The 23,259-nt window shown below is 71.6% G+C and carries 18 protein-coding genes; 8 read left to right on the forward strand and 10 right to left on the reverse strand.

Annotated elements, in window-relative coordinates:
• The first annotated feature begins 33 nt into the window (after positions 1-33).
• From V8J39_RS16530 to V8J39_RS16550, 5 genes are all read left to right on the forward strand, one after another.
• Positions 34-1,011, forward strand: coding sequence for a TRAP transporter substrate-binding protein (locus tag V8J39_RS16530; RefSeq protein ID WP_336462047.1), 978 nt, complete (start codon positions 34-36; stop codon positions 1,009-1,011).
• A gap of 120 nt (positions 1,012-1,131) precedes the next feature.
• Positions 1,132-1,644, forward strand: a complete 513-nt coding sequence (locus tag V8J39_RS16535) for a TRAP transporter small permease (protein ID WP_336462048.1) — start codon at positions 1,132-1,134, stop codon at positions 1,642-1,644.
• Positions 1,644-2,930 carry a TRAP transporter large permease gene (locus tag V8J39_RS16540; RefSeq protein ID WP_336462049.1) on the forward strand — a complete coding sequence of 429 codons (1,287 nt, stop codon included), beginning with the start codon at positions 1,644-1,646 and terminating at the stop codon, positions 2,928-2,930. Before V8J39_RS16535 ends, V8J39_RS16540 begins: the two co-directional genes overlap by 1 nt.
• 12 nt (positions 2,931-2,942) lie before the next feature.
• The gene (locus tag V8J39_RS16545; RefSeq protein ID WP_336462050.1) at positions 2,943-3,350 is read left to right on the forward strand and encodes a DUF3830 family protein; all 408 of its coding nucleotides are present in this window, start codon (positions 2,943-2,945) and stop codon (positions 3,348-3,350) included.
• Positions 3,351-3,375: 25 nt separating this feature from the next.
• Positions 3,376-4,857 carry an AMP-binding protein gene (locus tag V8J39_RS16550; protein WP_336462051.1) on the forward strand — a complete coding sequence of 494 codons (1,482 nt, stop codon included), beginning with the start codon at positions 3,376-3,378 and terminating at the stop codon, positions 4,855-4,857.
• 3 nt (positions 4,858-4,860) lie between these two features.
• On the opposite strand, the gene V8J39_RS16555 is transcribed toward V8J39_RS16550, so the two are convergent.
• The 8 genes from V8J39_RS16555 to V8J39_RS16590 all read right to left on the reverse strand — a co-directional run bounded on the left by V8J39_RS16555 (position 4,861) and on the right by V8J39_RS16590 (position 15,678).
• Positions 4,861-6,282: an NAD(P)/FAD-dependent oxidoreductase gene (locus V8J39_RS16555; protein WP_336462052.1), complete on the reverse strand. Its 1,422-nt coding sequence runs from the start codon at positions 6,280-6,282 to the stop codon at positions 4,861-4,863.
• Complete coding sequence (locus V8J39_RS16560) at positions 6,279-7,727, reverse strand: aminotransferase class V-fold PLP-dependent enzyme (RefSeq protein WP_336462053.1); 1,449 nt, start codon at positions 7,725-7,727, stop codon at positions 6,279-6,281. Before V8J39_RS16560 ends, V8J39_RS16555 begins: the two co-directional genes overlap by 4 nt.
• 19 nt (positions 7,728-7,746) lie before the next feature.
• Positions 7,747-8,538 carry an ABC transporter permease gene (locus tag V8J39_RS16565; RefSeq protein WP_336462054.1) on the reverse strand — a complete coding sequence of 264 codons (792 nt, stop codon included), beginning with the start codon at positions 8,536-8,538 and terminating at the stop codon, positions 7,747-7,749.
• A gap of 1 nt (position 8,539) precedes the next feature.
• Complete coding sequence (locus tag V8J39_RS16570) at positions 8,540-9,394, reverse strand: ABC transporter permease (protein ID WP_336462055.1); 855 nt, start codon at positions 9,392-9,394, stop codon at positions 8,540-8,542.
• A 63-nt stretch (positions 9,395-9,457) separates the two neighbouring features.
• On the reverse strand, positions 9,458-10,498 hold the full coding sequence (locus tag V8J39_RS16575; protein ID WP_336462056.1) for an ABC transporter substrate-binding protein: 1,041 nt from the start codon (positions 10,496-10,498) through the stop codon (positions 9,458-9,460).
• A 44-nt stretch (positions 10,499-10,542) separates the two neighbouring features.
• Entirely contained in the window at positions 10,543-12,534 is a 1,992-nt protein-coding gene (locus V8J39_RS16580; protein ID WP_336462057.1) for a hydantoinase B/oxoprolinase family protein, read from the reverse strand.
• Positions 12,531-14,591 (reverse strand): hydantoinase/oxoprolinase family protein, encoded by a 2,061-nt coding sequence (locus V8J39_RS16585; protein WP_336462058.1) that lies wholly within the window; start codon positions 14,589-14,591, stop codon positions 12,531-12,533. Before V8J39_RS16585 ends, V8J39_RS16580 begins: the two co-directional genes overlap by 4 nt.
• A 4-nt stretch (positions 14,592-14,595) precedes the next feature.
• A complete protein-coding gene (locus tag V8J39_RS16590; protein WP_336462059.1) occupies positions 14,596-15,678 on the reverse strand; it encodes an ABC transporter ATP-binding protein in 1,083 nt (360 codons plus the stop codon).
• Between the two features lie 171 nt (positions 15,679-15,849).
• On the opposite strand from V8J39_RS16590, the gene V8J39_RS16595 reads away from it, so the two are divergent.
• Positions 15,850-16,818 (forward strand): LacI family DNA-binding transcriptional regulator, encoded by a 969-nt coding sequence (locus V8J39_RS16595; protein ID WP_336462060.1) that lies wholly within the window; start codon positions 15,850-15,852, stop codon positions 16,816-16,818.
• Here the strand turns inward: V8J39_RS16595 and V8J39_RS16600 are convergent.
• Positions 16,815-17,735 (reverse strand): LysR family transcriptional regulator, encoded by a 921-nt coding sequence (locus tag V8J39_RS16600; RefSeq protein WP_336462061.1) that lies wholly within the window; start codon positions 17,733-17,735, stop codon positions 16,815-16,817. The two genes, V8J39_RS16595 and V8J39_RS16600, sit on opposite strands and share 4 nt — an antisense overlap.
• Positions 17,736-17,813: 78 nt before the next feature.
• Here V8J39_RS16600 and V8J39_RS16605 point away from each other — a divergent pair, with 78 nt between their 5' ends.
• Positions 17,814-20,654, forward strand: coding sequence for an FAD-binding and (Fe-S)-binding domain-containing protein (locus V8J39_RS16605; RefSeq protein WP_336462062.1), 2,841 nt, complete (start codon positions 17,814-17,816; stop codon positions 20,652-20,654).
• On the opposite strand, the gene V8J39_RS16610 is transcribed toward V8J39_RS16605, so the two are convergent.
• Positions 20,629-22,167 (reverse strand): D-aminopeptidase, encoded by a 1,539-nt coding sequence (locus V8J39_RS16610; protein WP_336462063.1) that lies wholly within the window; start codon positions 22,165-22,167, stop codon positions 20,629-20,631. The genes V8J39_RS16605 and V8J39_RS16610 overlap by 26 nt on opposite strands.
• A 115-nt stretch (positions 22,168-22,282) precedes the next feature.
• Between V8J39_RS16610 and V8J39_RS16615 the strand changes: the two genes are divergently transcribed.
• Complete coding sequence (locus tag V8J39_RS16615; RefSeq protein ID WP_336462064.1) at positions 22,283-23,038, forward strand: DeoR/GlpR family DNA-binding transcription regulator; 756 nt, start codon at positions 22,283-22,285, stop codon at positions 23,036-23,038.
• Positions 23,039-23,259 lie beyond the last annotated feature (221 nt).

A 23,259-nucleotide genomic window follows, 5' to 3' on the forward strand; every position in this document is an offset into this window, starting at 1 on the left:
CGCCCCAACAGGAAGACGAACCAGGGAAGACCAATGAAACACACCCATCTCGCCCTCTGCCTGGCACTGGCCGCCGGCACCGTCGCCGCCCCCGCCTTCGCGCAGGAAATCACGCTCAAGGCCAGCCACAACGCCAACGCGACCGAGCCCTATGGCGTCGGCATGCGCAAGATGGCCGACATCCTGAAGGAGAAGTCGGGCGGCAAGGCCACGATCGAGGTCTTCGACAACGCCACGCTCGGCGACGAGATGGAAAGCATCCAGGGCACCCAGATCGGCACCGTCGACATCGCGGTGACCGCGAACGAGACGCTGGCGAACTTCGTGCCCGACCTGACGGTCTTCTCGCTGCCCTTCCTGTTCCAGGACGCGGCGCAGATGGACCGCGCGCTGTCGGACAAGGCCGTCCTGGACGAGATGGGCACCGCGCTGGACGCGCAGGGCTTCCACCTGCTTGCCGTCTTCTCGGCCGGCACGCGCCACATCATGACCGGCAAGCCGATCGAGTCGATGGCCGACATGGCGGGCCTGAAGATCCGCACCATGCAGAACCCCGCGCATGTCGACACCTTCACCGCCTTCGGCGCCAACCCGACCCCGCTGGCCTATACCGAGCTTTACGGCGCGCTCGAGACCGGTGTCGTCGACGGGGCCGAGGCCGCCAACACCAACTTCTACGCGCAGAAGTTCTACGAGGTCGCGCCGGACTGGGCGATGGTCGGCTGGCTGGAACTGGTCGCGCCGGTGATCATGGGCAAGGCCGCCTACGAGGCGCTGCCCGATGACGTGAAGACCGCCCTCAACGAGGCCGGGATGGAAGCGGGCAAGTTCCAGCGCAAGGCCTATGCCGACAGCGACAACGCCCGCGTGGCCGACATCGAGAAGGCCGGCGTGACCATCACCCGCCCCGACACCACCCCGTTCCGCGAAGCCGCGAAGCCGATCTATGACAAGTACGTGGTCAGCGACGAGCAGAAGAAGATCTTCGAGCTGATCAAGTCGGTCAAGTAAGCCACAGCGGGTCGCGCGATCCCTCTCCGCGCGCGATCCGACGGGGCCGGTCCTCCCCCCGGGCCCCCTTGCCGGCCGCGGCCCCCTCCGCCGCGGCCGGCCAAGCTGACAGGATAGCCAATGGTCGCCCTTCTCGAACGCCTCTGCCTGCTGCTGCGCCGCCTCGTCTCGGGGGTGGTGATCGTGCTCTTCGCGGTGATGATGATCGCCGTGCTCGCGCAGGTCGGCGGGCGATACGTCTTCGGCTACTCGATCGCGCAGGCGGCCGAGATCGCCACCTTCAGCCAGATCTGGCTGGTGCTGCTGGGATCGGGCGTGGCGCTGGCGCGGGGCCAGCACGTCGCGATCGACATGGTGCCCGCCGCGCTGCCGCGGCCGCTGGCGCGGGTCGCGCTTGTGGCGATCGCCGTGGTCATCGCCACCTTCCTGGCCGTGCTGGCCTGGGGCGCGCTGCCGCTGATCCGGATGGGCGCCTTCCAGACCTCGCCCGCGCTACGCATTCCGATGCGCGACGTCTATCTCTGCCTGCCCGTCGGTGCCGGCTACATGGCGCTGGAGCTGATCCTGTCCGTGATCCGGCGCTGGGACGACCCGTTCCCGCCCCCCGAAGTCGAGGCCGAGGAGATCGCCTGATGACCGTCATCGCCCTAGGCTTCTTCGGCCTGCTGCTGCTTGGCGTGCCCGTGGTCTTCGTGCTGGGCGCCTCGGCGGTGCTGGCGCTGGTCACGACCACCAACGTGCCCGTCGCCATCGTCAGCCAGCGCGTCTTCGCGGGCCTGAACTCGTTCACGCTGATGGCGATCCCGTTCTTCGTCTTCGCCGGTGTGATCATGGACGCGGGCGGCATCTCGCGCCGCATCGTCGATTTCGCCTCGGCCCTGATCGGCTGGGTCGTGGGGTCGCTCTACCAGGTGTCCTGCGTCGCCGCGGCGGGCCTGGCCGCGATCTCGGGCTCGGGCTCGGCCGACACCGCCGCGATCTCGGCGATCATGCAGCCGCAGCTGCGCCGCCGGGGCTATGACGTCGACTTCGGCGCCGGGCTCATCGCCTGCGCAGGCTCGCTCGCGCAGGTGATCCCGCCGTCGCTGACGATGGTGATCATCGCGGTCGTGTCGAACGTCTCGATCTCGGCGCTGTTCGTCGCGGGCATCGTGCCGGGGCTGATGTGCATCGTGATGCTGATGCTGGTCGCCTATTTCACCGCGCGCCGCGGCGGCGAGACCTACCGCGACGCCGAGCCCTTCACCATGGCGCGCCTCGGCCGCACCGCCGTCGCCGCGCTGCCCGCGGCCGGCATGCCCTTCGTCATCCTCGGCGGCATCCTGGGCGGCGTCTTCACCCCCACCGAGGCCGCGGCGGTCGCGGGCTTCTACGGACTGCTCGTCGGCATGTTCGTCTACCGCGATCTCAAGCCCGCCATGCTGCCCGGGCTGATCCTGCGCTCGGCTTCGATCGCGGCTTCGGTCATGCTGATCATCGGCACGGCGGCGGTGTTCTCGTGGCTGATCGCCAATGCCAACGTGCCGCGGATGCTGGGCGAATGGATCACCGGCGTCTCGACCAGCAAGCTGATCTTCCTCATCATCGCCAACGTGCTGTTCCTGTTCGTCGGCATGTTCATGGAGACGATCGCGGCGATCCTGATCATCGTGCCCGTGCTGGCGCCGATCGCGGCGCAGATGGGGGTGGACCCGATCCACTTCTCGCTGCTGGTGATCATGAACTGCGCCATCGGGACCGTCACTCCGCCCTATGGCGTGTCGCTCTTCGTGGCCTCCAGCGTCGCGGGCCGCCCGGTGCTGAAGGTCGCGCGCAAGCTTGGCTGGCCGCTCGCGGGGCTGTTTGCGATGCAGATCGCCGTCACCTTCATCCCGGCCCTGTCGCTGACCCTTCCGCGGCTCTTCGGCCTCATCGACTGACCAAGGACAACCATGCTGAAAATCACCATCGCCGGCACCGTCTTCGACGCCAGGTTCGAAGAGGAGAAGGCCCCGAAGACCGTCGCCGCCTTCCGCGCGCAGCTGCCCTACCGCAGCAAGGTCGTGCACGTCCGCTGGAGCGGCGAGGGAGTCTGGATCCCGCTGGGCGAGACCGACTTCGGCGTGCGCTATGAGAACCACACCAGCTTCCCCGCGCCGGGGCAGTTCGTCCTGTATCCGGGCGGCATTTCCGAGACCGAGATCCTGCTGGCCTACGGCGGGGTGCACTTCGCCTCGAAGATGGGCCAGCTTGCCGGCAACCACTTCATCACCCTGACCTCCAATCTGGACAAGCTGGCCGAAATCGGGCCCAAGGTGCTGTGGGACGGCGCGCAGGAGATCCTCTTCGAAGAGGTCTGAGCGGCGGCAGGAACGGGTGCGGGCGATGACGGATGCGATGACCTTCGGCGCGCGGCTGCGCGCGCTTGCCGCCGCGCGCGGCGAGGCCGAGGCGGTGCGCTTCCTGCCCGCGGCCGGCCCCGAGGTCGCGATCTCGTGGCGCGCGCTCGACGGCATGGTCGACGGCTTCGCGCGCGCGCTGGCCGATCGCGGCGTGGGGCAGGGCGATGTCGTGGCCTTCGCGCTGGGCAACATCCCCGCGCATCTGGCGCTGGCGCTGGCGATCTGGCGGCTGGGCGCCACGACCATGGTCCTCGACCCGGCGATCCCGGCCGCGCGGGCGGCGGCGATGAAGGCGCGCAGCGGCGCCCGGCTGGTGGTGGGCGCGCGCGAAGACTGCGGCGACATCACCCTTGCCGCGCTGGAGGACCTTGCGGCGGCGCTGCCGCCGGCGCCGGTCGCCGACCGGGTCTCGTGCCCGGGCAAGATCGTGCTGTCGGGGGGATCCACGGGCCTGCCGAAGATGATGGCCGATGCGCGCCCCTTCACCCGGGTGCCCGGCGCCAGCTGGGGCCGGGTCGCGCCGCGCCTGGGGTTCCGCGCCGACCAGGTGCAGCTCGTCTGCGGGGCGATGTCGCACAACGCACCTTTCACCTGGGCGCAGAACGGGCTGTTCGAGGGCAACCGGCTGGTGCTGATGGAGCGGTTCGACGCCATCGCCGCGCTGCAGGCGATCGACCGCCACCGCATCGGCTTCGCAATGCTGGTGCCGACGATGATGGTGCGCATGGCCGACGCCTTGCCCGCGAGCGGCGCGACCCTTGCAAGCCTGCATGCGCTCTATCACACCGGGGCGCCCTGCGCGGGCTGGCTGAAGCAGGCCTGGATCGACATCCTCGGTCCCGCGCGGGTGACCGAGATGTACGGCTCGGGCGAGAACACCGGCCAGACCACGATCACCGGCACCGAATGGCTGTCGCATCGCGGCTCGGTCGGGCAGGGGTTCGAGACGGCGATCCGGATCTACGGCCCCGACCGCCGGCTGCTGCCCGCGGGCGAGACCGGCGAGATCTTCATGCGTCCCGACGACACCGGCGGGCGCAGCGACTACATCGGCCCCGACGCCCCGCGCCCCGAGCGCGACGCCGACGGGTTCCAGAGCATCGGTGACCTCGGCTGGCTGGATGACGAGGGGTTCCTCTACCTCGGCGGGCGGCGCGACGACGTGGTCAACAGCGGCGGCGTGAAGCTGCATCCCGAGACGGTCGAGGCGGTGCTGCTGGCGCATCCCGACGTGGCCGATGCCGTCGCCTACGGGATCGAGGACCGCGACTGGGGCGAGCGGCTGGTGGCGGGCGTGGTGGCCAAGCCCGGGCGCGCGCCGGACGGCGAGAGCCTGCGCGCCTTCTGCGCCGGGCGGCTGGCCGCGCACGAGGTGCCCAAGCAGATCCGGCTGCTGAAGACGCTGCCGCGCGACGGCTTCGGCAAGATCCGCCGCAAGGACCTGCGCGCGGCCCACATGGCCTGACGCTCAGCCCAGCCGCGGGAAGTCCTGCGAGGGGACGTATTCGTCACCCGCCAGCTCGGGCGTGTCATAGGCCCGAAGCCGCGCGAACTGCGCCGCGACATCCTCGCGGAAGACGGCGGCGGCGATCGCCTGCCCAAGGCGCTTGGCGCCGACGCTGACCGCCGGGATGTCCCCCGAGACCTTGCCCTGGCTCAGCATCGCCGCGTCGTTGAAGCAGTGGATCCGTGCCAAGGCCGGGCAGCTGCCCGGCACGCGCTCTCGGAAGCTGAAGTCGGGCGCCAGATAGGGCGACTGGCCGAAGCTGCCCTCCCTGGGCAGGTCGGCGGGAAAATCGGGCCGGTCGGCCCAGTTCAGCACATGCGGGGCGATCGCGGCAAGTTCGGCCCGGTCGGCGAAGTCGTTGCGAAAGCCCGTGCCCGCGATCACGAAATCGGTGGCCATGGCGCCGCGCGTGGTGTCCAGCCGCAGGCGATCGCCCGCGACCTCGGCCCCAAGCACCGCGCAGCCGAGGTGGAAATGGGCATTGGCATGGGACGAGACCCGGCGCACCGAATGGCTGGGGGGCGGCACCTGCTCGCGCGCGGCATAGCCGTGGATCGCCAGTTTCCAGTCGTCGGACAGCTGGCCAAGCCCCAGCTCGGTCCCCGGGCTGCCGATGCCGGTCAGCTTGTTCACCGCCGGGATCGTCGCGCGCCGGATCAGCAGGTCGACCCGCGCCGCCCCGGCCTCGAGCGCGGTGGCCGCGTTGTCGACCGCCGAGGCGCCGGCGCCGATCACCGCGACGGCGCGGCCCTTCAGCGCGGCGAAGTCGATGGCATCGGCGCTGTGCGCCCAGAAGCGGCGGTCGATGCCGGCCAGCGCCGCTGGCACGGCGCCGCCGCCAAGGCCCGAGCGTCCGGTGGCCAGCACGACGCGGCGGGCGCGGACGACCTCGGTTCCGGCGGGGCCCTGCAGCGTCACCGCCAGCAGGTCGCCCGCGCCGCGCAGGTCGGTCATCCGGGTGTCGTTGCGCACCGGCAGCCGCAACACCCGGCGGTACCAGCGCAGGTAGTCCATCCACTGACCCTTGGGGATCTTGCCAAGCGCCTCCCAAGCGGCGGTGCCCCATTGCGCGGTGAACCAGGCGCGGAAGGTCAGCGCCGGCAGCCCGAGCGCCGGGCCGGTCAGCCCCTTCGGCGACCGCAGCGTCCGCATCCGCGCGAAGGTCTCCCAAGGGCCTTCGAAGCCCTCGGGCGCGGCATCCACGGCAAGGCTCGAGTCGATCCCGAGAAACCGCAGCTCGGCCAGCGCGGCCAGGCCGCACATGCCCGCGCCGATCACCAGTACGTCGGTGACGCCCGCGCGCGCCGGTACCCAGGGGGCGGCCGGCAGGTTCAGGCAGGCGAGATCCTCGGCCAGCCGTGCCTCCAGCGCCGTCAGGCTCATGCGCTGCGTCTCTCGTCGGCGCGGTGGCGGAACCGGGCCGTGGCGGGATCGCAGGCATAGTCCGCGGCCCGCGTCTCGGCCTCGCGCGCGAGGCTGGCGACGCCGTCGAGGATGCGCGCGACCTCGTCCTCGGAATGCAGCCAGGACAGGTTCAGCCGGACCCAGCCGGGCTTTTCCATCTCGTGCCCGTCCGACAGGCGCGAGAACAGCGCGTCCGAGCCCGCTTCGTCGATGCCCAGAAGCTGGTGCGCATAGGGCCCGGCACAGGCGCAGCCGCCGCGGACCTGGATGCCGTGCAGGTCGCTCAGCATCCGGGTGAACAGCTGGTGATGCACGAGGCCGGTCCGGCCGCGGACGCGGAACGACAGGATCGGCAGCGCCTCGCCGCCCGAGCGGTCGAGCAGGTCGATCTCAGGCACGTCCTTCCAGGCCGCGAGCGCCCGGGCGCGCAGCGCCTCGTCGATGGTGCCGATGCGCGCGGCGCCGACCGCGTCCTTGACCAGCATGACCAGTGCGGCCCGGATGTCGCCCACGACGTTCGGCGTGCCGCCCTCTTCCCGCGCCTCGACCCGGGCCGAGTAGTTGTGCCGCCAGGGCGAGACGAAGGTGACGGTGCCGCCGCCCGGCGCGGTCGGCGTCGCGCGCTGCACGAGGCTGTCGCGCACCACCGCCACGCCCGAGGCGCCGGGCCCGCCGGGGAACTTGTGGGTCGAGAACACGATCGCGTCCTTGGCCGCGTCGGGCGCGGGCGCCATGTCCATCGGCAGGTAGGGGCCGCCGCCGGCATAGTCCCAGATCGCCAGCGCGCCATGCGCCTTGAGAAGCCGCGTCACCGGGTCGGGATCGGTCAGGATGCCGGTCACGTTCGACGCGGCCGAGAAGCTGCCGACGACCAGGTCCGCCGTCAGCCCGTCGAGCAGGCCCGCGAGATGGTCAAGATCGATGCCCCCGCGCCGGCCGGCCCGCGCCACCAGGATCTCGGCCCCGCTCTCGCGCCAGGGCAGGATGTTCGAGTGATGCTCGTAAGGGCCGTGGATCACCACCACCCGCTCGCCCGCGCGCACCCGCTCCTCGATCCGCAGCAGCCGCGCGATGCGGTTGAGACCCGCCGTCGCGCCCGAGCCCGCGAAGATGACGTGGCCGTCGGGACCGGCGTTGACCAGCCGCGCGATGGTGGCCCGGGCCTCCTCTCGCATCCGCGTCATCGCCTCGCCGCAGGCCGAGGCCTCGGTATGGCTGTTGGCGTACCAGGGCAGCACCTCGGTCGCGACGAAGTCCTCGACCTGGCGCAGCGCCCGGCCCGAGGCGACATAGTCGGCATATAGCAGCGCCTTGGTGCCATAGGGCGTCTCGAAGGCCATGTCGCGGCCGATGAGCCCATCGCGCAGGTGCTCGAGGATGTCGGGGCGGTCCAGTGCGGCGCGGAAGCGGATCAGGGGGGTCATGGGGCGGGCTCCGGGTGTGTCAGGCGGCGACGGTCATCTTCTCGATCCCGTATAGCCTGTCGGCCACCACCAGCGCGATCACGGCAAGCGCCAGTTGCAGGGTCGAAAGCGCCGCGATCGAGGGGTCGAACTGGTGTTCCATGTAGGCCAGCATCACCACCGGCAGGGTGTTGGTCTGGGCCGAGCCGAAGAAGTAGCTGACCGGCAGGTTGTCGAACGAGGTCAGGAACGAGAACAGCGACCCCGCGGCGATGCCGGGGCGGATCAGCGGCAGCGTCACCTCGCGGAAGGTGGTGAAGCGCGAGGCGCCGAGGATCTGCGCGGCCTCCTCGTAGGCGGGCGGGACGGCGCGGTAGACCGCGGCGCAGGTGCGCACGACATAGGGCAGGCAGATCACCGTGTGAACGACCGCGAGCGACAGGAACGAGACGCCGAACCCCAGCCAGGACAGGAAGAAGAGCGAGGCGAAGCCGATCACGATCATCGGCATCGACAGCGGCGAGAGCAGGAAGGTGGTGATCGCCATCGCCCAGCCCGAGCGTGCCCGCGCGAGGTAGAGCGCGGCGGGGATCCCGAGCAGGCACGACAGCACCGTCGCCACCACCGCCAGCTTCAGGCTGACCCAGAGCGAGTCGAGGAAGGGCTGGTATTCGAAGATCCGCGCGAACCATTGCAGCGACCAGCCGGGGATCGGGAAGGCGGCATAGCCCGCCGAGGTGAACGAGATCACCACGACCACGGCGATCGGCAGGATCATGAAGACGAAGAAGGCTATGGTGAACAGCCACAGCGCGATGTCGCTCAGCCGCATGTCAGACCCCCTGGCGCCGCACGAGGCGCAGCTGCAGCCACAGGCACGCGAGCGCGATCACGAGAAGCACCGTGCTCATCGTCGAGGCGAGCGCGAAGTCGCGGGTGGTGTTGAACTGCTGGTAGATCAGCAGCGGCAGCGTCTGGAACCCGCCGCCCAGCAGCACCAGCGTCACGAACGAGCCGTTGGCGATCATGAACACCAGGATCGCGCCGGTGCCGATGCCGTCGGTGGTCAGGGGCAGCGTGACCTCGAGGAAGGTGCGGAACCGCGACGCGCCAAGCATCAGCGCGCCCTCCTCCAGCCGCCGGTCGACCCCCTGCAGCACCGAGGCGATCGACAGCACCGCGAAGGGCACCAGCACATGCACCAGCGCCGCGATCGCGAGGCCGGGCGTGTTCAGCCAGCGCAGCGGCGCGTCGAGCAGGCCGAGGTCGGTGACCAGCCACTGGTTCACCAGCCCCCGGCGCGCGAACAGCACCTGCCAGCCGAAGGTGCGCATGATGATCGAGGTCAGCAGCGGCGCGATCAGCAGGAACACGATCAGCCCCGACAGCCGGCCGGCCTTGCGCACCAGCACATAGGCCACCGGATAGGCGATCACGACCGAGACCGCCGTGACCACGGCGGACAGGATCACCGTCTCGGCGATGACGCCGAGATAGAACCGGTCGGTCAGGAACGCGCCGTAGCGCGAGAGGGTGAAGCCGCCGTCCTCGGCGATGAACGAGCGCGCCGAGTTGTCGACGAGCGGCATCACGAAGAACACCGCAAGGAAGATCAGCGCCGGCGCGAGCAGAAGCGCGCGGCGCAGCGCGGCGGACATCGGGGCCTGTGCGGAAGCCTGGTCGGGCATGGCGCCTCTCGGGGTCACTCTCGGATGTTGGTGTCCCCGCCGGCGGACCGGCGGGGACGGGGATCACATGCCGATCTCGCGGTTCCAGCGGTCGACCCAGTCGGCGCGCACCCGAGCGATGTCGGCATAGGGCGGCAGCTTGGCCTCGGACAGCGGGGTCACCCGCGCGGCCAGCTTCTCGCTGTACTGCACCTGCGTGTTGGTGACGCCATAGTTCAGGATCTCGGCGAACTTGGCCTGGTTGCCGGCGTCCAGCACCTCGTTGAGGTAGTCCCAGGCAAGGTCGGAGGCGTGCTTGGGCTTCTGGATCGCGACGGCGGTCATCGCGCCGCCTTCCGACGGGTTGATGAAGTCGATCCAGTCGACGCCCTCGTCGACGTGGTTCCAGGTGCGGCCGTCGAAATAGATCCCCAGATCCGCCTCGCCCGAGGAGAGGTGGTTGAAGAAGTCGTTCGGGCCGGCCCAGAACACGAGGTTGTCCTTCATCTTGGCCATCGCCTCGAAGAAGGGGTCGGTGTTCTCGACATCGCCGCCCAGCGCGTTGTTCAGCGCCCAGAGGAAGAAGACCGTCGTCGGCCCGTACTGGATCGAGGGGACCGAGGCGACGAACTCGCCCGCTGCCACGCGCTCGACGAAGTCGGCGAAGCTGCGCGGCGGGTCGGCCACGACCTGCTTGTTGTAGGTGATGCCGCCGACGCCGTAGTCGAAATAGGTGCCCTTGCCGAGGCAGGCGTCGGTGAATTCCTGCGGGATATGCGCGAGGTTGGGCAGCTTCTCGACGGTGAAGTCGTCCATCAGCCCGCTTTCGGCCGCCAGAACCGCGAGGTCGGGCGACATGATCAGCACGTCAAGCGGCGGCGCCTCGGGATTGGCCTCGACCTGCGCCAGCCACTGCGCCGGACCGCCGAGCGAGACGGTCGCCGTCGCGCCGGTCTTGGCCTCGAACGGGGCGACGAAGCAATCGCGCACGGCCTGTTCCCAGACCCCGCCATAGGCGGTGACGTTCAGGGTCTTGCCCTGCGCGCGCAGCGGCAGCCCGCTCAGGCCCAGAAGCCCGGTCGCGGCCATGCCGGTGCCGATGAAGTTGCGTCGGTTCAGTTTCATGGGTGTCTCTCCGTCGGTTTGGGGCGCCGGTTGCCGGTTCTGGTTCAGATGTCGTTCAGGCAGGCCTCGAGCCGCCGCAGCGCGGTCTCGCGCTGGGTGTCGCTCGCGGGGTTGCGCGGGAAGCTGGTGGGCAGGTCCGCCAGCACCGTCTCGAAGATCTCGCGCCGGCGGCCGAGACGGCGCGACAGCGGCAGGCGCAGCAGGCCCGCGTTCAGCCGGTCCATCAGCGCGGGGGCGAAGATCGCGTCCCAGCTGTCTCGCTCGGGGCCGAAGACGGTGCCCGCATTGGTCGCGGCGCCGGCGCGCAGGCCGGCGGTCTCCTGCGGGTCGATCCGGCCGTCGCGGATCGCGACGCCGTAGCTGCGCCTTGCGGCCTCGGGCGTGACGAAGCCGGCCTCGACATCGGCCAGCACCGCTGCGGGGTCGCGCCGCATCGGCTCGCCCCAGCCGCCCGCGCCGGGGGTGCGGAAGGTGACGATGTCGCCGGCCTTGACCTCGAGCACGTCGATCTTGCCCAGCCGGTGCTCGCGCGGCTGGCCTTCGTTGATCACCAGCGATCCGGGCTGGCCGGGCTGGCCGCCCGACTGGCCCCAGGGACGGAACATCAGCCGTTCCATCCCGCGGCCCAGCACGTGCGAGCCGTCGGTCAGCACGCGGAACGACAGCTCCATCCCGCAGCCACCGCGCCACTGCCCGGCGCCGCCGGAATCGGGCCGCAGCGCGTAGCTGATCACCTCGACCCCGAGTTCGGCCTCGACCGTCTCGACCGGGTTGTTGGCAAGGTTCGAGATCCCGCTGTCGCGGCCGTCGACGCCGTCATGGCCGTGGCGCGCCCCGGTGCCGCCGATCAGCGGCTCGATCACCTGCACCACGCGGCCGCCGGCGGCCCTGGGCTCGCTCATCACGATCGGGATCACGGTGCCCGAGGCCGCGGCGGGCAGCACATGCGGCAGCGCAAGGCCGAAGGCGCCGTTCAGGATGTCGTTGACCCGGATCGCCGCGGCATGGCGCACGCCGGTCGCCGCCGGCTCTTCGGGGTTCACGAGCGAGCCGAGCGGCGTGGTGATCGACAGCGGGCGCAGGAGGCCCGCGTTCAGCGGTGCCGAGCGGTCGAGCGTCTGCACCAGCGCCAGCATCCGCAGCGTGAGCCAGGCGTGCGGCCGCCCGCACGAGGGGATGTTCATCGCCGTCGCGACCTGCGGATCGGTGCCGGTGAAATCCAGATGCACCTTCCCGTCGGCGATCTCGACCGCGACCGACAGGCGCACGGGCAGGCGGCTTGCGGCGTCGTCGTCGAGATAGTCCGAGAAGACATAGCGCCCCTCGGGCACCTGGCGCAGCACCGCCTCGGCCTTGCCGGCCGCATAGGCCATCAGCGCGTCCTGCGCCGCGGCCAGTTCGGCCGCGCCGTGCTGGCCCAGCATCTGCGCGACGCGCCGCCGGCCGGTGGCGAGCGAGGCCAGCATCGCGCGGATGTCGCCCATGTTCGCCTCGGGCGTGCGCGAGTTGGCATCGAGGAACAGCTTCACCTCGGGCGACATCTCGCCCCGGCGCATCAGCTTGACCGGCGGGATCCGCAGCCCCTCCTGGAAGATCTCGGTGTTCAGCGGCGAGATCGACGAGGGCACGCGCCCGCCCACGTCCGAGCAGTGAACGAAGCACCAGCCGTAGGCGACGATGCGGTCGCCGTCGAAATACGGCTCGATCATGTGCAGGTCGGGCAGGTGGGTGGCGAGGCCGGTCGAGCGGTAGGGGTCGTTGGTCAGGATCACGTCGCCGGGTTCCAGCCGGCCCTGCGTCGCCTCGACCGCCTCGATCGTGGGCAGGCATTCGAGGCCGACGAAGCCCGACACGCCGATCGAGCGCGGATAGGCGAAGAACCGGCCGTCGAGCCCGGCGAGCGCGCAGGCGAAATCGGCGGTCTCCTTGACGTAGAGGGTCCGGCCGGTGCGCTGCAGCGTCAGGCACATCTCTTCGGTGACCGAGGCGAACTTGTTGCCCAGGATCTCCAGCAGAACGGGGTCGAGGCTGCTCATGCCGGGGTCCTTTCGATGATCAGGTTTCCCTGCGCGTCGACGCTGGCGGCCCAGCCGGGCAGGATCACGGTGGTGGTCTCGGGCTGCTCGACGACCGCGGGGCCGGGCAGGACCGCGCCCGCGCCAAGCCGTGCGCGGTCGTAGACCGCCGCGTCGCACCAGGCGCCGCGGTGGAACATCGGGCGGCGGGTGCGCACCGGCGCGCCCTCGCCGGTGGCGCTGTCGGGGGCGAGCGGCTGGCCCGCGCCGATCATCGCCAGCCGGATCGTTCCGATCTCGACCGGGGCGGCGGTGTCGCGGAAGCCGTAGATCCGCTCGTGCTCGCGGTGGAACGCCTCGGCCCAGGCGGCGGCGTCGTCGCCCGCGTCCAGCGCGACGCGCAGCTCGTAGGCCTGGCCGGCATAGCGCATGTCGGCCGAGCGTTCGGCCCGGCGGTCGGCGATCTCGGGCAGCTCGTCGTCCAGCCAGGCCTCGCCCTCGGCCTGCAGCGCGGCGAAGGTGGCGCCGGCCTGCGCGGCGGTGGCCGCGTCCAGCTCGACCCGCAGCGAGCGCACGAAGTCGCGCCGCAGGTCCGCACCCGCCGCCCCCATCGCGCAATAGGCGCCCGCGGCCTGGGGCACGAGGATGCGCGCGATGCCGATCTCTTCGGCCAGCAGGTTGGCATGGGTCGGCCCGGCGCCGCCGAAGGGCAAGAGCACGAAGTCGCGCGGATCGAGCCCGCGTTCGGCCATGGTGCGGAACAGCGAACCCGCCATGCCGGCCGATGCGACGGCCAGCGCGCCCTCGGCCAGCCGCGCCGCGCTGTCGGCGCCGGTCAGGCCGATGCGGGTGGCCACGCCCTCGAGCGCCGCGATCGCCGCGTCGCCGTCGAGCGGCAGGCTGCCGCCGCCGAAATTCGCCGGGTCGATGAAGCCGCAGGCGATGAAGCAGTCGGTGACCGCGGGTTCAAGCCCGCCGCGGCCGTACGAGACCGGCCCGGGATGCGCGCCCGCGCTGTGCGGCCCGACCTTCAGCACGCCCTGCGCGTCGGCCCAGACGATCGAGCCGCCGCCGGCGCCGATCGCGTTCACGTCGACCACCGGCAGCACCAGCGGCAGCCCGCCGATGTCGGTGCGGGTGGCGATGCCCGCCGTGCCCTCGGTCGCGACCGCCATGTCCGACGAGGTGCCGCCCATGTCGAAGGTGATGATGCTGTCCATGCCGGACTGACCGGCCTGCCGCACCGCCGCCATCACGCCCGAGGCCGGGCCCGACAGGATCGTCTCGACCGGCCGCGCGATCGCCGAGCCCACTGACAGCGAGCCGCCGTTCGACGCGGTGACCAGCAGCGGCGCCGTGACGCCGATGCGCGCGAGGCCCGCGGTCAGCCGCGCGAAATAGGCATCCATCAGCGGCTGGATATAGGCGTTGAGGCAGGCGACCAGCGTGCGTTCGTATTCGCGGATCTCGGGCCAGATCGTGGCGGCGGAGGAGATCGACAGGCCGGCGACGCGGGCCGAGAGATCGGCGGCGATGCCGCCCTCGGCCTCGGGGTTGGCATAGCCGTTGATCAGCATCAGCGCCGCCGCGTCCAGCCCCAGCGCCGCGATCTCGGCCGCGACGCGGTCAAGCTCGGCGGCGTCGGGCGCGCGGGTCAGCCGGCCGTCGCGGTCGAAGCGGGCGTCGATCTCGATCACCCGGGCCCGGGGCACCAGCGGCACTTCCTTCTGCGCGTGCAGATCGAAGGACGACGGCATCCGGCAGCGCGCGATTTCGAGGATGTCGCGATAGCCGCGGGTGACGACAAGCCCGATCTTCGCGCCGCGGCGCTGGATGATCGCGTTCAGGCCGATCGTCGTGCCGTGCATCAGCCCGCCGACATCCGAGGGCTGCATCCCCTCGCGCGCGAGGAACCTGGCCAGCCCCTCGATCAGCGCCCGCGACGGGTCGTCGGGGGTCGAGGGTTCCTTGAACAGCGCCACCCGCCCGGTCACGGCATCGGCCATGACGAAATCGGTGAAGGTGCCGCCGACGTCGATGCCGATCCGCAGCCGGCCCGTGGAGGCGATGTCTTTCATGGTCTTACTCCTGGGCGCCATCGACGGTGACGCCGTGGTCGACGGGCCAGCCGACGGCGACGTGCTCGCCGATGGCGAGGCTGGTCTGCCCCAGCGCGGTATCGGCCTGGCGATAGGCGGTGATCTCGGTGCCCGATCCATCGAGCGCGATGCGATAGGCGGCATACTGGCCCCGGAACGAGGCGGCGACGATCCGGCCCGACAGCCCCTGCGGCAGCGCCGCGGCGGCGGGACCGAGCACCACGCGCTCGGGACGGACCGACAGCGTGGCCGCGGTGCCGGCAGCGACCGGCGAAGGCAGCGGCAGCGCGCCGATCGCGGTCTGCAGCCGGCCATCGGATCCCGCCGTGCCCGCGAACAGGTTCGATGTGCCAAGGAAGGTCGCGACGAAGGCCGATGTGGGGCGGTCGTAGATCTCGTTCGGCGCGCCCAGCTGCAGGATGCGCCCGCCCTGCATCACGGCGATCCGGTCCGACATCGACATCGCCTCCTCCTGGTCGTGGGTGACCAGAAGCGCCGTGATGCCAAGGCGTTGCTGCATGTCGCGGATCTCGAACTGCATCTCTTCGCGCAGGCTCTTGTCCAGCGCGCCCAGCGGTTCGTCCAGCAGCAGCACCCGCGGGTTCACCACCAGCGCGCGCGCCAGCGCCACGCGCTGCTGCTGGCCGCCGGACAGCTGCGCGGGGTACATGTCGGCGCGGCCCGCCAGCTGCACCATGTCCAGCATCCGGTGCACTTCCTCGGCCTGGCGCTGCTTCGACGCGCCGGCCATCCGCAGCCCGAAGGCCACGTTCTCGGCCACCGTGCGGTGCGGAAACAGCGAATAGCTCTGGAACACCATCCCCAGTCCGCGCCGGTTCGGCGCCAGCCGCGTCACGTCCTCGCCGCCGATGGTGATGCGGCCGCTGTCGGGCGTCTCGAAGCCCGCGACCATGCGCAGCGTCGTCGTCTTGCCGCAGCCCGAGGGGCCGAGCAGCGACACCAGCGCCCCCGGCTCGACGGCAAGGTCGAGGTCGTCCACGGCCATCAGCGCGCCGAACCTCTTGCGGATCGCGGACAGAATCAGGGCGGAAGGGGCGTCGGACATGCGGACTCCAGTCGTCTTCCCCGCCACGATTGTAGCGCTACAATAATTTGTAAAGCGCCAATTCATCTATGCCCTGCGCGCTTGCCAATCGCGCGCAGGCGCCGCAGGTTTCAGGCGAGCGAGAGAGACAGGATGCCAAACGACCCGCAGGCCCCGCCCAAGAGGCTGACGATGCAGGACATCGCCGTCGCGGCGGGCGTCTCGCCGATGACCGTTTCCAACTGCTTTCGCTATCCCGACCGGGTGCGCGAGGCGACACGGCTGGCGGTGATGCAGGTCGCGGCCGAGCTTGGATACGTGCCCAACATGTCGGCAGGGCTGCTCGCGGCGGGCAGCAGCCGGGTGATCGGGGCGGTGCTGCCGTCGATGCGCAACTCGTCGTTCTACAACTACACCTGCGGCCTCGGGCGGGCGGCAGCCGCGCACGGGTTCGAGCTGATCACGATGATCGCCGAGACCGGCGAGGAGGAGCTTTCGGCGGTGCAGACGCTGCTGGGCCTGCGCGTCGCGGGGATCGCGCTGGTCGCGGGCGAGCACGAGCCGGGGCTGCGGCGGCTGCTGGATAGGTCGGGCACGCCGGTGGTGGAAAGCTGGGGCGGCGAGGGCGCGATCGGGCGCGGCGTCGGCTATGACGTCGGCGCGGCGAGCCGGGCGCTGACCCGCCACCTGATCGCGCAGGGGCGCCGCCGGATCGGCTTCGTGCAGGTCGCGGTCGGCGGCTCGCAACGCTACGCGATGCGGCTGCCCGCGTTCCGGCAGGAGATGTTCGCGGCCGGCCTGCCCGACTCGCTGGTGCTGACGGTGCGCGCGGCCGACGGCTTCGGCTCGGGCGCGCAGATCCTCAACGAGTTCCTCGCGCTCGAGCCGCGGCTGGACGCGATCCTGTGCCCGACCGACATCGTCGCGGCCGGCGCGGTCTTCGAATGCCAGCGGCGCGGCCTGTCGGTGCCGGGCGACATCGCGGTCGCCGGGTGGGGCGACTATGACATCGGCCGGCAGCTGACGCCGCCGCTGACCACGATCGCGCCCTTCGCCGATGCGATCGGGCGCGAGGCGGTGTCGGTGCTGATGGGAGGGCAGGCCCACGACGACGGGCCGGTCGAGACGCCCTTCGCGCTCGAGATCCGCGAAAGCGCCTAGGGGGCGGGGAAGAGGTCGGGGGCGGTCAACCCGGCCGCGAAGGCCTGCGCCACGTGCGAGCGCGCGCGGCGCGCGGGCTCGAGCAGATAGAGACTGCGCCGCAGCGCCAGATCGGCGATCGGCCGAAACCGGATCGCCGGATCCCCGAACAGCCCCACCGCGCGCTCGGGCAGCAACGCCACCCCGAGACCCGCGCGGATCAGGCACAGCTGCGCGATGGTCGACTGCGTCTCCAGCGCGCCGGCCTTCAGCGCGGCGGGGATCGCATCGCAGCCGTCGATCAGCCGCCGCGTGCCCGCGCCCGCATCCAGCGCGATCACCTCGGCCGGGTCGATCATCGAAAGCCGGACCTCGGGGGCGCCCGCCAGCGGATGCGCGGCGTGGCACGCCAGTCCCACCGGGTCGCTGTCCAGCAGCCGCTGGCACAGGTCGGGCGTCTGCCGCGCGGGCCCCGCCACGGCAAGGTCGAGCGCGCCCTCGATCACCATCTCGGCCAGCCGCTCGCCGACGTCGTCGCGCAGCCGGCAGCGGATCGCGGGATGGGCGGCGCGGAACCGCGAAAGGGCAGGGCCGACCAGCCCCGTGATCGCCGAGGGCGCCGCCCCGACCGCAAGCTCGCCCTGCGCAAGTCCGCCCGCGGCCCGCGCCTGCCGGATCGCGCGGTCGATCCCCTCGACGAGCGGCGCGGTCTCGGTCAGGAAGGCAAGCCCCAGAGGCGTCGGCTGCGCCGGCCGCTGCGCCCGGTCGAGCAGCGGCGCGCCAAGCGCCACCTCGACCTGGCGCACGGTTTCCGTCAGCGCCGAGGGCACCACCCCCAGCTCGGCCGCCGCGCGCGCAAAGCTTCCGCCGGCCCAGACCGCGTGCAGCGCCCGCAGGTGGCGAAGGTTGATGTTCAGGTTTTCCGAATTCAGCTTCATTTAATTCCGTTTCTACGAAGCGTCCGGCCGTGCTTCAAGGGTCACCGACGACCACGACGACGGCTGGGGGCTGCGGGCATGACCGATCAGAAGGCGATCACCGGGCTGGCGGCGCTGCCGCAGGCGCTGCGCGCGGCAGGCTTCCGGGGCGAGATCGAGGCTCACCGCGCCCTGCGCGCCGCGATGTCGACGGACAATTCCGTCTACCGGATCCTGCCCGACCTGATCGTCGCCCCGCGCGACGGCGAGGACATGGTGCGGCTGATGGCGCTGATGGCGCGGCCCGAATTCGCCGGCGTGCCCCTGACCGCGCGTGGCGGCGGCACCGGGACCAACGGGCAAAGCCTCAACCGCGGCGTGATCCTCGACACGCGGCGGCACATGAACCGGGTGCTGGCGGTCGACGCGGCCGCGGGCTGGGCCGAGGTCGAGCCGGGCTGCGTGCTCGACGACCTGAACGAACGGCTCGCGCCCAGCGGCTGGTTCTTCGCGCCCGAAACCTCGACCTCGACGCGCTGCACGATCGGGGGAATGGTGTCGACCGATGCCTCGGGCAAGGGCTCGCGGATCTATGGCAAGACCTCGGACAACATCCTCGGGCTCGAGATCGCGCGCCCCGAGGGGCTGCTGTCGAGCTTTGCCCCGGCGCCGGGCTGGGCCGGCCCGATGCTGGCCGCGGCCGAGACGGCGGCGCGGGGCGGGCGGGCGGCCTTCATCGCCAACACGCCGCGGCTGAACCGCCGCTACACCGGCTACGACCTCGAACGCGCCTGCCCCGAGGGCGGCGGGTTCGAGTGGTGGCGGCTGTTCCTGGGTGCCGAGGGCACGCTGGGACCGATCGCGCGCATCCGGGTGAAGCTGCGCCGGATCGAGCCGGAGAAGCGGCTGCTGGTCGTGGGCTTCGACAGCTTCGGTGCGGCGCTTGCGGCGGCGACGCCGCTGATGGCCGCCGATCCCACCGCGGTCGAGGTGATGGACGAACGCGTGCAGGCCCTGGCCGAGGAGGCGGGCATCCTGACCCGCCTGCCGCAAAGCCTGCAGGCGATCCCCGGCCAGCGCATCGCCTATGTCTTCGTCGAGTTCAACGGCGACGACGCCGCCACGCTCGACGCCCGCGTCGCGCAGGCACGGGCGATCCTTGGGGGTCTGCCCGGCGCGGGCAGCCAGCACCTTGCCGCCGACCGGGCCGAGATCCGCGCCCTCTGGGCGATCCGCTCGGCCGGGGTCGGCCTTTTGGGCAAGGTCGATGGCCGCGCGCGCCCGGTGGCCTTCGTCGAGGATTGCGTGGTCCCGCCCGAGGCGCTGCCCGCCTTCCTGTCGGATTTCCTCGCGCTGCTCACGCGGTTCGGCATCGGTTTCGGCATCTACGGCCATGTCGATGTCGGCTGCCTGCACATCCGCCCCGCGCTCGACATCGATGCCGAGGCCGACCGCCAGCGTCTGGTCGATGTCTCGGACGGCGTGTTCGCGCTGACGCGCAAGCATGGCGGCATCTTCTGGGGCGAGCACGGCAAGGGCGTGCGCGGCGCCTATCTGCGCGGCTGGATCGGGGAAGAGGCCTATGGCGCGCTTCAGGGCGTCAAGGCCGCGTTCGACCCGGCCAACCGGTTCAATCCCGGCAAGCTCGTCGGTCCCGAGGGGGGGATCATGGGCATCGCCACCACGCCTTTCCGCCCCTTCAACGCGCCCGAGGGCGACGCCCTGACGCGCGCCTTCCGGTGCAACGGCAATGCCCAGTGCCTGAGCTATGCGGCCAGCACGCCGATGTGCCCCTCGTTCAAGGCGACGGCAGACCTGCGCCACAGCCCCAAGGGCCGGGCCGACGCGCTGCGCGACTGGCACGGCGCCAAGGCCGCGGGCACCGCGGACCGCGCGATGGAGGACGACCTGCTCGAGGCGCTCGACGGCTGCCTCGGGTGCAAGGCCTGCGCCTCGAGCTGCCCGGTGCAGGTCGACATCCCGACGATGCGCGCCGCCGCCCTGTCCGAGATCTATCGCACCCGCGCCCGGCCGCTCGCCGATCGCGCGGCGATCCTGGCGGAACGGTTCAGCCCCGTGCTGCTGCGCCTGGCGCCCGCGCTGCGCCCGGTCTGGCCGCTGGCGGCGCGGATCGGGGCGCGGCTGACCGCAACGGTCGACCTGCCCGCGCGGCTGGCGCCCGCGATCCCCGCGCGGCTGCGGCTGCGCGGCCCGCTGCCGGAGCGCGGCGTGATCCTGGTGCAGGATTGGTTCACCGCGCTCTTCGATGCCGAGCTGCTGGCCGACGCGGTCGCCGGGTTCGAGGCGCTGGGATATGCGCCGCGCGTGCTGGAAATGCGCCCCGCCGGCAAGGCCGCGCAGGCGGCCGGCGATGCCGCGGGGTTCGACCGGCTTGCCCGGCCGCTGGCCGCGGCGCTGGCGCGGGCCGCGGCGACCGGCGCGCCGATGATCGGGCTGGACCCGGCCTTCGTGATGCAGCTGCGCCAGGACTATCCCAAGGCCGGGATTTCCCTGCCCGAGGTCCTGCTGCCGCAGGAGTTCCTGGCGCGCGAGGCGAAGGCCGGCCGGATCAGCGCCCGCGCGGGCGGGGACGTGGCACCGCTGCGGGTGCTGTCGCACTGCACCGAGGCGACGGCGCGGCCCGCCGGTGCGGCGGAATGGGTCGAGGTCTGCGCCGCCATAGGTCTGAAGGCCGAGACGCCCGCCACCGGCTGCTGCGGCATGGCGGGCCTCTACGGTCACCAAGCCCGGCACCAGCAGGTGTCGCGCCGGCTTTACGACATGTCCTGGGCGGCGCCGGTGGCCGATCCGCGCCCGTTGGCCGCGACCGGTTTCTCCTGCCGCTGCCAGTCCGAGCGGCTGGGAGACCGGCCGCTGCGCCATCCGCTGGGCCTGATCGCCGAGGCGCTGTCGCCTAGGCCGACACCCGGCGATAGCTGAGCCCGCGCGCCAGCCAGCAGCCCACCGTCAGCCCCTGCGGCGTGCCGTCCGCGGCGCGCCGCACGCTGACCGTCCAATCCCCGGGCGCCGGCGCGTCGACCGAGCGCAGGACCGGCATCACCCAGGTGTCGCGCCCCACGGCGTGCAGCCGCTCGGGCTGGGCGGTGCCGAAATGGCCGCTGGCCACGGCATGGGTCGCGCCGTCGCGGGTCTCGATCCTCAGCCAGGCGTCCAGCTCGTCCCAGTGATAGAGACCGTCGATGGCGCCCCCCGGGCCGGGCGCGACCGGCTCGGCCAGAAGGTCGAGGTTCTCGCCCGGCCGGACCATGCGCAGGCCCTCGCCCTCGGGGGTGATCCGCAGGCCGTCGCCCGTGCCATCGGCGCGCAGCGGGTCCGGTCCGGTGGCAAAGCGCAGCGTCTGGCCCTGAAGCGCGGGATCGACCCGGATCAGCAGGCCGCTCGTCGGATCGCGCCAGACACCCGCGACCGGGCCCGGGCGCCCCGGGGCCGGCGCGGGCGTGCCCAGCGCGGCGCCGATCAGCCGGTTGGCCGCGCCATGGGCATCGGCCTCGTGGTTGAAGATCACCACGGCCGACAGCCGCGCCTCGGCCACATGCATCCGATAGGCGCGGAAGCCGCGCAGCGCGCCGCCATGGCCGGTCGCGGCCTGGCCGCCCGGCAGCCGTTCATGGGCAAGGCCGAAGCCATAGCTGGCCGGCGCTCCGTTCGAGAACACAGGCGGCGCCGAGATCCGGCGATACAGGCCGGTTTCATCGTCGCGGGTCGCGTCGATGAAGCATTCCCACGCCAGCATGTCGTCGATCGAGGCGGTGATGCCCGCGTCGCCCTTCCAGTAGAGCCTGTTCACGACCGGCACATGGCCGCGTTCGGGGCTGCCTTCATAGCCGGTGACGCCCGGCGGCGGCACGGCGGTGTCGGGCGAGATCCGCGCCCCCGCCATGCCGGCCGGCCCGAATAGCGTCGCGTCGTAGATCTCGGCCAGGTCGCGCCCGGTCTCGTCCTGCAGGATGTCGGCGGCGATGCGGAAGTTCTGGTTGCAGTAGGAATACGAGGTCCCGGGCGCGAAATGCCCGGTCCGCATCCGGCCGTAGACCGCCGGCCCGTCCGAGCGGCGGAACTCGCCCTCGGGCAGGGCGCCCAGCAGCGGCGCCAGCGCCCAGTAGTCGCGCAGGCCCGACTGGTTCGCCATCATCTGCCGCAGGCCGGGCCGCGCGCCGCCCATCAGCGGCAAGTGATCGGCAAGGCGGTGCTCCATCGTCTCGGGCTCGAGATGGGCGAGGAAGGCCGCGCAGGTGAACTGCTTCGAGATCGAGCAGATCGGCAGCGCCGTCGCCGTCGTCATCGCCACCGCGCCCGCCACCGTGGCATGACCCCAGGCCCGGGCGGCGACGACGCGCCCCTCGTGCACGATCCCCGCGACGCCGCCCGGCCCGGGATAAAGATCGGGAAGCCGGTCGAGCTGGGCGAGGGCTGCGTCGAGATCTGGTGTCATGCGGGTCTCCTTCGGCGGGACCGAAGCACCCGGGCGCGGGCAATGCAACCGGCGCGGCCTTGTCCTTGCCGGCGAAAACGGGTCTTTGTGCAGAAAACCCGCGCCCCGAGGCCCGATGCACCCCCGCGACCGCCATGCCCGCATCGTCGAGATGCTCGACCGCTCCGGCTCGGTCAGCGTCGAGACGCTGGCCGTCACGCTCGACGCCTCGCGCGAGACGATCCGGCGCGATCTCGCGGCGCTTGACCGGCAGGGGCTGGCGCGCAAGGTCCATGGCGGCGCCCGCCGGCTGGAGCTGATCCCGACCGAGATCGATTTCGACGCGCGGATGACCGAGAACGTCCCCGAGAAGCGCCGCATCGCGCAGGCGGCGGCGAAGCTGTTCAAGCATGGCGACGCGCTGTTCATGGATGCGGGGTCGACGACAATCTTCTTCTCGGAACACCTCGCGCAGCTGTCGGGCCTGACGGTGATCACCAACTGCATGGGGGCGATCCGCCACCTGAGCGGTTCGGGCGCGCGGATCTTCCTTCTGGGCGGGGAATACGAGGAGGCGGGGCAGGAGACGCTCGGCCCGCTGACCGAGGCCGACCTGCGCCGGTTCCGGGCAGAGCACGTGGTCCTGACCGTGGGTGCGCTGCACGAAGGCGCGATCATGGACTACGACCTGCGCGAAGCCTCGCTCGCGCGGGCGATGCTGGCGCAGGCGCGCACGCTGACCGTGCTGGCCGACCACGCCAAGTTCGACCGCCCCGCGGTGTTCGAGGTCGCGCCGCTGTCGCGCGTCGACCGGCTGGTGACGGACCGTGCGCCGCCGCCGCACCTGCGCGAGGCGCTGCGCGCCGCCGGGGTCGAGGTGATCATCGCCTGACGGCGCCTGCCGCGTCCTGCCGCCCGGCCCGTCGAATCTCTGCCCGCGCGATGGCGATCGTGACCGAAACCACGGACATCCTGTGCCGAGTTTTGCGGCACAATCGCAGTCGGTCACAATCGGACCGGATAATCGGTCATCAAGTGACCGTACGGTCATTGATCTGACCGGCGAAACGCTGTTCGGTCTTGCCAGCGGCGGGCGCGGGACCTCTAGTCTTT

Origin of the sequence: Frigidibacter sp. MR17.24 (genome assembly GCF_037095655.1) — a bacterium.
Lineage (GTDB): Bacteria > Pseudomonadota > Alphaproteobacteria > Rhodobacterales > Rhodobacteraceae > Frigidibacter.